General features: G+C 60.0%; 9 protein-coding genes. 6 read left to right on the top strand and 3 right to left on the bottom strand.

Going from position 1 to position 11,359, the window contains the following annotated elements; all coding sequences use genetic code 11:
* Positions 1 to 59: 59 nt before the first annotated feature.
* The gene (locus BLU24_RS12190; protein ID WP_093100518.1) at positions 60 to 710 is read right to left on the bottom strand and encodes a GNAT family N-acetyltransferase; all 651 of its coding nucleotides are present in this window, start codon (positions 708 to 710) and stop codon (positions 60 to 62) included.
* 323 nt (positions 711 to 1,033) lie between these two features.
* Here BLU24_RS12190 and xthA point away from each other — a divergent pair, with 323 nt between their 5' ends.
* Positions 1,034 to 1,846 (top strand): exodeoxyribonuclease III, encoded by an 813-nt coding sequence (gene xthA / locus BLU24_RS12185; RefSeq protein WP_093100516.1) that lies wholly within the window; start codon positions 1,034 to 1,036, stop codon positions 1,844 to 1,846.
* 189 nt (positions 1,847 to 2,035) lie between these two features.
* A complete protein-coding gene (locus BLU24_RS12180) occupies positions 2,036 to 3,370 on the top strand; it encodes a substrate-binding domain-containing protein (protein WP_093100514.1) in 1,335 nt (444 codons plus the stop codon).
* A 140-nt stretch (positions 3,371 to 3,510) separates the two neighbouring features.
* On the opposite strand, the gene BLU24_RS12175 is transcribed toward BLU24_RS12180, so the two are convergent.
* Positions 3,511 to 4,740, bottom strand: a complete 1,230-nt coding sequence (locus tag BLU24_RS12175; RefSeq protein WP_090284425.1) for an acyl-CoA dehydrogenase — start codon at positions 4,738 to 4,740, stop codon at positions 3,511 to 3,513.
* Between the two features lie 166 nt (positions 4,741 to 4,906).
* On the opposite strand from BLU24_RS12175, the gene BLU24_RS12170 reads away from it, so the two are divergent.
* The 3 genes from BLU24_RS12170 to BLU24_RS12160 all read left to right on the top strand — a co-directional run bounded on the left by BLU24_RS12170 (position 4,907) and on the right by BLU24_RS12160 (position 7,480).
* The gene (locus BLU24_RS12170) at positions 4,907 to 5,836 is read left to right on the top strand and encodes a LysR family transcriptional regulator (RefSeq protein ID WP_090284427.1); all 930 of its coding nucleotides are present in this window, start codon (positions 4,907 to 4,909) and stop codon (positions 5,834 to 5,836) included.
* A 197-nt stretch (positions 5,837 to 6,033) separates the two neighbouring features.
* Entirely contained in the window at positions 6,034 to 6,435 is a 402-nt protein-coding gene (locus tag BLU24_RS12165; RefSeq protein WP_093100512.1) for a MerR family transcriptional regulator, read from the top strand.
* A 145-nt stretch (positions 6,436 to 6,580) separates the two neighbouring features.
* Complete coding sequence (locus BLU24_RS12160) at positions 6,581 to 7,480, top strand: hydroxymethylglutaryl-CoA lyase (protein WP_093100510.1); 900 nt, start codon at positions 6,581 to 6,583, stop codon at positions 7,478 to 7,480.
* A gap of 656 nt (positions 7,481 to 8,136) precedes the next feature.
* Here the strand turns inward: BLU24_RS12160 and BLU24_RS12155 are convergent.
* Positions 8,137 to 9,834, bottom strand: a complete 1,698-nt coding sequence (locus BLU24_RS12155) for an AMP-binding protein (RefSeq protein WP_093100508.1) — start codon at positions 9,832 to 9,834, stop codon at positions 8,137 to 8,139.
* Between the two features lie 298 nt (positions 9,835 to 10,132).
* On the opposite strand from BLU24_RS12155, the gene BLU24_RS12150 reads away from it, so the two are divergent.
* Positions 10,133 to 11,296 carry an isovaleryl-CoA dehydrogenase gene (locus tag BLU24_RS12150; RefSeq protein WP_093100505.1) on the top strand — a complete coding sequence of 388 codons (1,164 nt, stop codon included), beginning with the start codon at positions 10,133 to 10,135 and terminating at the stop codon, positions 11,294 to 11,296.
* Positions 11,297 to 11,359: the final 63 nt, after the last annotated feature.

The raw sequence follows: 11,359 nt of genomic DNA, 5'->3' as shown, positions 1-11,359 counted from the left end.
GGATGCTATCAGGGCTGGGGAGCGTGATAGAACAGGAAATTTCCCAAGAAGTTCGATTATTACCCTGTTGCTGTTTGTAACACCTGCGGATTGGCGTGGAAAAACACGTGCTCGCGCACCGGCCCGACGGCAACCTCGCCGATCTCCTGATAACCCTGCCTTTTATAGAATTCCAGGTAGCGCGGGTTACCGGTGTCGAGCACCACGCCTTGCGAGGTTTCATCCACCGCGCACCAGTTGTGCACGGCGGTGAGCAGTTGTTCGCCGTAGTGCTTGCCCTGAAATTGCGGATGCACGCCGAGCAACGGCAGCATGTGCACCGAGTCACCGGGCACGCATGCGGCGACGGCATCGTGATATTCCAGATAGCGCCGGGTGCAGCGAAAACCGGTGCTGAGCACCATGCGCAGGCGCCACGCCCAGCTTTCTGTCACCCCCAGGCGCCGTTGCGGCGGCGCGATCAGGGCGATGCCGATCAGCCGATCGTTGACCAGCAGTCCGATCGCCGGCAGGTCCTGGAGAAAATGCTGTTTGACCAGCTCGCGCACCGTCGCGCGCACGCGTTGCTCATAACCGGGGCGTTCGGCTTCGAACAGGTAGCCGAAGGTCGGCTCGTGACGGTAGGCCTGATACAGCAGCGAGCGCGCTTCGCGGGAATAACCGCGGTCGAGCATGTGGATGTCGGCGATGGCGGTCTGGGTGTCAGGCATGGTGGTGATTCTCCCCGGGGCGCGCTCGAAGGATGGCGCGCTTGTTGGTACGAACCTTGGGCGGGTGGTGTGGTTCCCCTGACAGGTTAGACCAGCTCTGGATCTTCATCGACTATGCGGGCCTCATCGCTGGCAAGCCAGCTCCCACAATGTCCGTGCCGTTCACAAACATTCCCACACCACACAGAAACCTGTGGGAGCTGGCTTGCCAGCGATGGGGCCGGGACAGGCGCTACAAATCCCACAGCACAAAATGATTTCTCCCACACTGGCCCCCATCCCCCATGTCAGCTAGCATCGCCCTTTTGCCAGGACTGCCGACCATGAAGATTGTTTCCTTCAACATCAACGGACTGCGGGCCCGTCCGCATCAGCTGGCGGCGCTGATCGAAAAACATCAACCGGACGTGATCGGCCTGCAGGAAACCAAAGTCCACGACGACCAGTTCCCGCTGGAAGAAGTGCGCGCGCTCGGCTACCACGTGTACTTCCACGGACAGAAAGGCCATTACGGTGTCGCCCTGCTCTCGCGCCAAGAGCCGATCGCTATTCACAAAGGTTTCGCCACCGACGAAGAAGATGCCCAACGGCGTTTTATCTGGGGCACCTTCGCCGATGCCAATGGCGTGCCGGTGACTATCATGAACGGTTATTTTCCCCAAGGCGAAAGCCGCGACCACCCAACCAAATTCCCGGCCAAGCAACGTTTCTACAGCGATCTGCAAGCGTTGCTGGAAAGCCAGTTTCACAACGAACAGCCGCTGGTGGTGATGGGCGATGTGAACATTTCCCCGGAAGACTGCGACATCGGCATCGGCCCGGACAACATGAAGCGCTGGCTGAAAACCGGTAAATGCAGCTTCCTGCCGGAAGAACGCGAGTGGATGGCGCGCCTGAAAAACTGGGGCCTGACCGACAGCTACCGGCACCTGAACCCGGACGTGACCGACATGTTCAGCTGGTTCGACTACCGCAGCCGTGGTTTTGAGGATGAACCGAAGCGTGGCCTGCGCATCGACGTGATTCTCGCCTCCCATGGTTTGCTGCCACGGGTGAAGGACGCCGGCGTGGACTACGAATTGCGCGGGATGGAAAAGCCCTCCGACCACGCGCCGATCTGGCTTGAGCTGGCCTGATCCCAAACCTTACGCAATTCCTGTAGGAGTGAGCCTGCTCGCGATAGCGGTGTACCGGTCAACATTTATGTCGACTGATCCACCGCGATCGCGAGCAGGCTCACTCCTACAGGGGGTCCGCTGTCATCTTTCGGTCATGCGCCTGACTTAATCTCCCCGGCAATCCCCCAGGCCTGATTCGGTGCCGGCATGTCCCTGCGTGTGTTCTGCGTTTTTCTATTCAGCGCCTGGCTTCCGGTCTGCGCCGCTGCCCTGCACTTGCCGGAAAACGGCCCGGCCCTGCGCATCCAGGGTTCCAACACCATCGGCGCCGAACTCGGCCCGGCCTTGGTGGAAGGTCTGTTGCAGGAACAAGGCCTGTTGAAAATCCATCGCGAAACCCCGGACGCCGCCAACGAACAGCGCATCGTCGGCCAGACGACCGAAGGTCAGCGCGTGGTGATCGAAGTGGCCGCGCACGGTTCCAGCACTGGTTTCGTCGCCCTGAAAAACGCCAGCGCCGACCTCGCCGCCGCTTCCCGCGAAATCAAGGACAGCGAGTTGCAGGCCCTGCAAGCGCTGGGCGACCTGAAAAGTCCGGGCGCTGAGCAGGTCATCGCCATCGATGGCCTGGCGATCATCGTTCATCCCGACAATCCATTGCAGCAACTGGACACCGAGCAACTGGCGCGGATCTTTGCCGGCGAGGTGAAAACCTGGGAAGCGCTCGGCGGACGTGGCGGCCCGATACATCTTTATGCACGCGATGATCAGTCCGGCACCTACGACACGTTTAAGGAACTGGTCCTCAGCCATCGTGGGAAAAGTCTGAACAGCGCGGCGAAACGTTTCGAATCCAGCGAGCAATTATCCGATGCGGTCAGCAGCGATCCGCAGGCCATCGGTTTTATCGGTCTGCCTTATGTCCGCCAAGCCAAAGCCGTGGCCATCAGCGACGGCGCATCACTGCCGATGCTGCCCCTCGGCAGCCTGATTGCCACGGAGGATTACCCGTTGTCGCGACGGTTGTTCTTCTATCTACCGCCACAGCGCCAGAATCCTTGGGCGAAAGCTTTGGTGATGTTTGCGCAAAGTCGCCAGGGCCAGCAGATTGTCGCGGCCAATGGTTTTGTCAGCCAGACCGTGCACGCCATGAGCGTGGCGCCGAATGCGCTGATGCCCGAGGGTTATCAAGCGCTCAGTCGGCACGCCCAGCGTCTGACGGTGAATTTCCGCTTCGAGGAAGGCAGCGCGAGCCTGGACAACAAGGCGCGGCAGGATATGGCGCGGGTGCTCGACTATATAAAGCGTCATGACAAGAGCGAGCGGGCGGTGACGTTGGTTGGCTTTGGCGATGCCAAGGATGACCCGGCACGTGCGGACCTGCTGTCGAAGCTGCGGGCGATGGCGGTGCGCCGTGAGCTGGTCAGGAACGGTGTGGTGCTGCGCGAGGTTCGCGGCTTCGGCGCGTTGATGCCGGTGGCGGCGAATGATGCGGACGAGGGGCGGATCAGGAATCGGCGGGTTGAGGTTTGGGTGTACTGACTCAGCCCCTGATGTAGTGAACCGGCTTACGCCATCGCGGGCAAGCCCGCTCCCACGGGTTTCGATGGTGAACACGAGACTCATGTCCACTGCAGATCCCTGTGGGAGCGGGCTTGCCCGCGATGAACGATAACGCGGTGTTACTGACCGCTACGCAGCATTTCCTTCGGCACATACTTGCCGATTTCGAACTTGCCGATTGCCGCGCGGTGCACTTCGTCCGGGCCGTCGGCCAGGCGCAGGGTGCGTTGCATGGCGTACATGTAGGCCAGCGGGAAATCGTTCGAAACCCCGGCGCCGCCATGCATCTGGATCGCGCGGTCGATCACTCGCAGGGCGACATTCGGCGCGACCACCTTGATCTGCGCGATCTCGCTTTTGGCGATCTTGTTGCCGACGGTGTCCATCATGTACGCGGCTTTCAGCGTCAGCAGGCGCGCCATGTCGATCTCCATCCGCGAGTCGGCGATCTTGTCGATATTGCCGCCCAGACGCGCCAGCGGTTTGCCAAACGCGGTACGGCTGACTGAACGTTTGCACATCAACTCCAGCGCGCGCTCAGCCATGCCGATCGAACGCATGCAGTGGTGAATCCGTCCCGGGCCGAGACGCCCCTGGGCGATCTCGAAACCGCGACCTTCACCGAGCAGAACGTTTTCATACGGCACGCGCACGTTGTCGAACAGCACTTCGGCGTGACCGTGCGGCGCGTCGTCGTAACCGAACACCGGCAGCGGGCGGACAATTTTTACCCCGGGGGTGTCGACCGGCACGAGGATCATCGAGTGCTGCGCATGACGCGGCGCATCGGGATTGCTCAGGCCCATGAATATCAGGATTTTGCAGCGTGGGTCGCAGGCGCCGGAAGTCCACCACTTCTTGCCGTTGATTACCCACTCGTCGCCATCGCGCACCGCACGGGCAGCCATGTTGGTCGCGTCGGACGAAGCAACGTCGGGCTCGGTCATGGCGAACGCCGAGCGGATCTCGCCGCGCAGCAACGGTTCGAGCCAGCGCTGTTTCTGCTCTTCGTTGGCGTAACGCACCAGCACTTCCATGTTGCCGGTGTCCGGCGCCGAGCAGTTGAACGGCTCCGGCCCCAGCAACGAACGGCCCATGATTTCCGCCAGCGGTGCGTACTCAAGGTTGGTCAGGCCGGCCCCCAGTTCCGATTCCGGCAGGAACAGGTTCCACAGGCCTTCGGCTTTGGCCTTGGCTTTGAGCTCCTCCATGATTGCCGTTGGCTGCCAGCGATCGCCCTCGGCAACCTGGCGCTCGAACACGGCTTCGGCCGGGTAAACGTATGTGTCCATGAACGCGGTCACGCGCTCACGCAGTTGTTGAACCTTGGGCGAATAAGCGAAATCCATGGGCAGCACCTTCTCTGATGGAGGTTGTTCAGGTCATGCAATCGATGCTAGAACAGCGCTGATAATTTACCTAGCCTATTCTCGGCGTGTATAAACATTCATCACCGATATATGATCGGCTGATAGCCAGCCCTCACATCGCCCAAATAACAAGAGATGCCGCGTTATGAATCTGAGCAAGGTCGACCTCAACCTTTTCATCGTCTTTGACGCGATCTACACCGAAGCCAACCTGACCCGCGCCGGGCAGATTGTCGGTATCACCCAGCCGGCGGTGTCCAACGCGTTGGCGCGGTTGCGCGAAACCTTCAACGATCCGTTGTTCGTGCGCACAGCGCAGGGCATGGTGCCGACGCCGATGGCGCAGAACATCATCGGCCCGGTGCGCAACGCCCTGTCGCTGTTGCGCGTATCGGTGCAGGAAAGCCGCATTTTCAACCCGGCGCAAGCGGTCAAGACCTACCGCATCAGCATGACCGACCTCACGGAAGCAATCATTCTGCCGCCCTTGTTCCAGCGCTTACGCCGACTGGCGCCGACGGTAATCATTGAAAGCTTTCTGTCCAAACGCCGGGAAACCACCAAGGAACTGGCGGCCGGGCGTCTGGATTTCGCCGTCGACGCACCGCTCAACACCGACCCGCAAGTACGCCACGTCAAGCTGATGGATGACCGTTACGTCTGCGCGATGCGCAAGGGTCACCCCATGGCGGGCAAGGAAAAACTCTCGCTGGATGATTACCTGTCGCTGACTCACATTCACATCTCCAGCCGTCGCAGCGGGCTGGGTTATGTCGATCTGGCGCTGGGCAAAATGGGCATTCAACGCAAGATCGCCCTGCGCTCTCAGCACTATCTGATGGCCTCGCAAGTGATGCAGCAGACCGACATGGTCATGACCGTGCCGGAACGTTTTGCCCGACGCCATGACCTGCAATCGTTCAATTTGCCGGTGAATGATGTGCCGTCGGTGGAAACGCACCTTTATTGGCATGAGAGCACCGATCAGGACCCGGCGAATCGCTGGATGCGCGAGCAGATGATCGAGTTATGCCAACAGGTGACGGCGCAGGAGAAGAAACTGGATAAGGTGTAGGGCTTGAAAACCGTGGCGCAGCCATCGCGAGCAGGCTCACTCCTGCAATTGATCGCATTCCAACTGACGAAACGCGACCAATTGTAGGAGTGAGCCTGCTCGCGATGAGGCCAGCCAGGACACCACAAATGATCCTGCTTGACGTAAACGTCAACACGCCATTAGCTTAGCGCCATGCCCTTTCTCCGAGCGCTTTCATGAGCAGCCAGACCTACAGCATTTCCGACCTCGCCCGCGAGCTGGACATCACCACGCGGGCCATCCGTTTTTATGAAGAACAAGGCCTGCTGCGCCCCGAGCGCCGTGGCCAGGAGCGCATCTACTCGCCGCGCGACAAGGTCAGCCTGAAACTGATTTTGCGTGGCAAGCGCATCGGTTTTTCCCTCGCCGAATGCCGCGAGCTGATCGAGCTGTACGACCCCTCCAGCGGTAACACCAGACAGCTCAACAGCATGCTGGCAAAAATTGCCGAACGCCGCGAACAGCTCGAGCAGCAATTGCTGGACATCGAACAGATGAAGCTCGAGCTCGATACCGCTGAAGAGCGCTGCGTGCAGGCGCTGGAGCAGACGCTCAAGAGCCAGCAAATAGCCCAGTAACCGGGCACTACATCTTTCCCTGTGGGAGCGGGCTTGCCCGCGATGGCGTCGGGTCAGCCAACATCATTGCAGGATGTTCCGGCCTCATCGCGGGCAAGCCCGCTCCCACAGGGATCACCACGAATCCACGAAGCAGGTCCCGCCCATGTCCCTCCCCTCCCAAGTACGCCTGATCGAAGTCGGCCCGCGCGATGGCCTGCAGAACGAAGCCCAGCCGATCAGCGTCGCCGACAAGGTGCAACTGGTCGATGCCTTGAGCGCCGCTGGCGTTGGCTACATCGAAGTCGGCAGTTTCGTCTCACCGAAGTGGGTGCCGCAGATGGCCGGCTCCGCCGAGGTGTTCGCGCAGATTCAGCGCAAGCCCGGCGTGACCTACGGTGCGCTGGCGCCGAATCTGCGCGGTTTCGAAGATGCGCTGGCAGCCGGGGTCAAGGAGGTCGCGGTGTTTGCCGCCGCGTCCGAAGCGTTCTCGCAGCGCAACATCAATTGCTCGATCAGCGAAAGCCTGGCGCGGTTTGCGCCGATCATGCAAGCGGCGCAACAACAAGGCGTTACCGTGCGCGGTTACGTTTCCTGCGTGCTCGGCTGCCCGTACGAAGGCACGGTCGCGCCGGAGCAAGTGGCGATGGTCGCGCGCGAGCTGTACGCGATGGGCTGCTACGAGGTTTCGCTGGGCGACACCATCGGCACCGGCACCGCGGGCGCGACGCGCCGCCTGTTCGAGGTGGTGTCGGCGCAGGTACCACGAGAAAAACTCGCCGGGCATTTCCACGACACGTACGGCCAGGCCATGGCCAATATCTACGCCAGCCTGCTCGAAGGCATTGCTGTGTTCGACAGCTCGATCGCCGGTCTCGGCGGCTGCCCGTATGCCAAAGGCGCGAGCGGTAACGTTGCCAGCGAAGACGTGGTGTACCTGCTCAACGGCCTGGGTATCGAGACCGGTATCGACCTGGACGCCTTGATTGCCGCGGGTCAGCAGATCAGCACGGTACTCGGTCGCCCGAGTGGTTCGCGCGTGGCCAAGGCGCGCAGCGCACAGTGAGGTGTTACCGCTGAGTTCCTGGTGTGGGCAAAAGCGAGTAACACGGAAACAAATTGTCTGGCTTTGCCCTCGCTGAAAAAACCAGAAAATTTCAAGCCGTTGATTCTAAAGGTTTTTTAAAAGTTGGCACGACACCTGCTATCTCTATCGCATAACAAGAATAAAAAGCCGCAAACCAATAAAAACAAGACGAAACGACTCTGACATAACAAAAACAACACGGCAGAGACGCAGCTAACAGATTTTTTTGGAGAAGGTGTGCTTTTCAGGGTGCTCTCAGGAGTGACCCGCAACCGGGCAGAGAACAATAAAACTACCTTCAGGTAGCTCCCGAATCGGTTGGATCGTTAAACGAGAAAGCAGATCAGCGCTCAAAAAAATACGTTTGCTCTTGACCCCGGATGGGGGTCGCCAAAAACAGCGGTAAAGGGCCACGGTTGCCAATAACAACAACAGACCGACCCTCAATAATAAAAAAGAGCACGCAACGACAAATTAAAGGGGAGCTTTGGCTCCCCTTTGTGCTTTCTGTGATTCCCGAAAACCATACAAAACACTGTGGGAGCTGGCTTGCCAGCGATTGCGGTAGATCATTCAACATAGATTCTGCCTGACCTGACGCCATCGCTGGCAAGCCAGCTCCCACAGGGTTGTGGTTACCGCTCGATTGTTTTCATTTCCTCAATACTGATCTCGCGCATCCTGAATTTCTGAATTTTCCCCGTCACCGTCATCGGAAACTCCTCGACGAATTTGAAGTGCCGTGGCGTCTTGAAGTGCGCGATGCGTTCCTTGCACCAGGCCTGCAACTCCAGCTCGGACGCGCTGTGGCCGGGGTGGAATTTGATCCACGCGACAATCTCTTCGCCGTAGCGCGAGCAGGGAATGCCGATCACTTGCACGTCGGCCACCGCTGGATGAGTGAAGAAAAACTCCTCGAGCTCACGCGGATAAATGTTCTCGCCGCCACGAATGATCATGTCCTTGTTACGCCCGGCGATGTTGACGTAACCGGCCTCGTTCATGCTCGCCAGATCACCGGTGTGCATCCAGCCCGCCTCGTCGATGGCTTCGGCGGTGGCCTGCGGGTTGTTCCAATAGCCGAGCATCACGCTGTAACCGCGGGTGCAGAGTTCACCGATGGTGCCGCGCGGTACAAGGTTGCCGGCCTCGTCGATGATCTTGCTTTCCAGTTGCGGCTGGGTGCGGCCGACGGTGGTCACGCGCAATTCCAGCTCGTCGTTCGGCCCGGTCTGCAGCGACACCGGGCTGGTTTCGGTCATGCCATAGGCGATCTGCACTTCGCTCATGTGCATCTCGCTGATGACCCGACGCATCACTTCGATCGGGCACGTCGCGCCGGCCATGATCCCGGTGCGCAGGCTAGACAGATCGAACTCGCGGCGTTGCGGCTGATCGAGCATGGCGATGAACATGGTCGGTACGCCGTAAAGTCCGGTGGCGTGTTCTTCGGCGACGGTTTGCAGGGTCAATAACGGATCGAAGGCGTCATTCGGGTAGATCATCGTGCTGCCGTGGGTGATGCAGCCGAGGTTGCCCATGACCATGCCGAAGCAGTGATACAGCGGCACCGGGATCACCAGACGATCACGCGGGGTCAGGCCGATGCTTTCGCCGACCATGTAACCGTTATTGAGAATGTTGTAGTGGCTGAGGGTCGCGCCCTTGGGGAAACCGGTGGTGCCGGAGGTGTACTGAATGTTCACCGGTTGATCGAAGTGCAGGCTGTTGCTGCGTTCGCGCAGTTGCTCGGGCGAGACGCTCTGCGCGAGATCAGGCAATTGCGACCATGGCAGAAAACCTCGCGGCGGCTGCGCATCGAGGCTGATCACCCCACGCAGATCCGGCAGGCGCTCGCTGCTCAATTGGCCGGTGGCGTGCCCGGCCAGTTCCGGCAGCAGCCCCTGCAACATGCCGTGGTAGTCGGATGACTTGAACGACCCGGCGCAGACCAGCCACTGGCAGCCGGATTGCTTGAGCACATATTCGAGTTCGGCGCTGCGATAAGCCGGGTTGATGTTCACCAGAACCACGCCGATTTTCGCCGTGGCCACCTGCGTGATGCACCACTGCGCGCAGTTCGGCGCCCAGATACCGAGGCGGTCGCCGGCTTGCAGACCTAGCGCGAGCAGCGCCCGGGCATGCACGTTCACTGCCTCGGCCAGTTGCCGCCAGGAATAGCGCAACTGCTGATGGCGGACCACCAGCGCTTCACCGTCCGGGTATTGCGCGACGGTTGCGTCAAACTGCTGACCGATGGTCAGCGCGAGCAAGGCCTTGTCCTGCGAACCACGGGTGTAGCTGCGCTGCGGTGCGGCACTGGGTTGATCCATGATGACCCCCTTCTTGTCTTTATTAGTGGGTGTATCGAAATTCCCCTGTAGGAGTGAGCCTGCTCGCGATGGCGTCAGATCAGTCACCCTCGTCGTCGGCTGATAAATCGCCATCGCGAGCAGGCTCACTCCTACAGAAAGCACTGCGCTTTTCAATCCTGAATGATCTTACTCTCGCCCAAGTTGACGTTAACGTAAAGTGTGATTGACAGTCATTCGTCGCAGGCTTACGTTAACGTAAAGGTGATAACTGACCGACCGTTTTCACTGCCACTACAAAAAAGCCAAAAGGTGCCGCATGAGCTATCCATCCCTGAACTTCGCCCTCGGTGAAACCATCGACATGCTGCGCGATCAGGTCCAGTCTTTCGTCGCAGACCAGATCGCCCCGCGCGCGGCGCAAATAGACAGCGACAACCTGTTCCCCGCCGACCTGTGGCGCAAATTCGGTGACATGGGCCTGCTCGGTGTCACCGTCCCGGAAGAATATGGCGGCGCTGGCCTCGGATATCTGGCGCACGTGGTGGCGATGGAAGAAATCAGCCGCGGCTCGGCTTCGGTGGCGTTGTCCTACGGCGCGCACTCCAATCTCTGCGTCAACCAGATCAACCGCAACGGCAATCACGAGCAAAAAACCAAATACCTGCCGCAGCTGATCAGCGGCGAACACGTGGGTGCGCTGGCGATGAGCGAGCCGAACGCCGGTTCCGACGTGGTTTCGATGAAACTGCGCGCCGACAAGCGCGGCGATCGTTTCGTGCTCAACGGCAGCAAGACCTGGATCACCAACGGCCCTGACGCCAACACTTACGTGATCTACGCCAAGACCGATCTGGAAAAAGGCCCGCACGGCATCACCGCTTTCATCGTCGAGCGCGACTGGAAAGGCTTCAGCCGCAGCAACAAGTTCGACAAGCTGGGCATGCGTGGCTCCAACACCTGCGAGCTGTTTTTCGATGACGTTGAGGTGCCGGAAGAGAATATTCTCGGCGTGCTCAACGGCGGCGTGAAAGTGTTGATGAGCGGCCTCGATTACGAACGCGTGGTGCTCTCCGGCGGGCCGACCGGGATCATGCAGTCGTGCATGGACCTGATCGTGCCGTACATCCATGACCGCAAGCAGTTCGGCCAGAGCATCGGCGAGTTCCAGCTGATCCAGGGCAAAGTCGCCGACATGTACACCCAGCTCAACGCCAGCCGCGCCTACCTTTATGCGGTGGCGCAGGCTTGCGAGCGCGGCGAAACCACCCGCAAGGACGCCGCCGGGGTGATCCTCTACACCGCCGAGCGCGCCACGCAAATGGCCCTCGACGCGATCCAGATTCTTGGTGGCAACGGGTACATCAACGAATTCCCGGCGGGCCGTCTGCTGCGCGACGCCAAGCTGTACGAAATCGGCGCCGGCACCAGCGAAATCCGACGCATGCTGATCGGCCGCGAACTCTTCAACGAAACGAAATGAATTTCGTCAGCTGCAAGCCGCAAGCTACAAGCTGCAAGAGAAACGCGCTCTTGCCCCAACTTG

The organism is Pseudomonas sp. Z003-0.4C(8344-21) (assembly GCF_900104975.1).
Classification (GTDB): Bacteria; Pseudomonadota; Gammaproteobacteria; order Pseudomonadales; family Pseudomonadaceae; genus Aquipseudomonas; species Aquipseudomonas granadensis.
This window is presented reverse-complemented; position numbering and strand designations above follow the sequence as displayed.

What these genes read in the sequence shown, in the direction of transcription:
- BLU24_RS12170 (WP_090284427.1), top strand. Translation starts at nt 4,907, where the DNA reads ATGAATCTGAGCAAGGTCGACCTCAACCTTTTCATCGTCTTTGACGCG.
- BLU24_RS12155 (WP_093100508.1), bottom strand. Translation starts at nt 9,834, where the DNA reads ATGGATCAACCCAGTGCCGCACCGCAGCGCAGCTACACCCGTGGTTCG.
- BLU24_RS12175 (WP_090284425.1), bottom strand. Translation starts at nt 4,740, where the DNA reads ATGGATTTCGCTTATTCGCCCAAGGTTCAACAACTGCGTGAGCGCGTG.
- BLU24_RS12190 (WP_093100518.1), bottom strand. Translation starts at nt 710, where the DNA reads ATGCCTGACACCCAGACCGCCATCGCCGACATCCACATGCTCGACCGC.
- xthA (WP_093100516.1), top strand. Translation starts at nt 1,034, where the DNA reads ATGAAGATTGTTTCCTTCAACATCAACGGACTGCGGGCCCGTCCGCAT.
- BLU24_RS12150 (WP_093100505.1), top strand. Translation starts at nt 10,133, where the DNA reads ATGAGCTATCCATCCCTGAACTTCGCCCTCGGTGAAACCATCGACATG.
- BLU24_RS12160 (WP_093100510.1), top strand. Translation starts at nt 6,581, where the DNA reads ATGTCCCTCCCCTCCCAAGTACGCCTGATCGAAGTCGGCCCGCGCGAT.
- BLU24_RS12165 (WP_093100512.1), top strand. Translation starts at nt 6,034, where the DNA reads ATGAGCAGCCAGACCTACAGCATTTCCGACCTCGCCCGCGAGCTGGAC.
- BLU24_RS12180 (WP_093100514.1), top strand. Translation starts at nt 2,036, where the DNA reads ATGTCCCTGCGTGTGTTCTGCGTTTTTCTATTCAGCGCCTGGCTTCCG.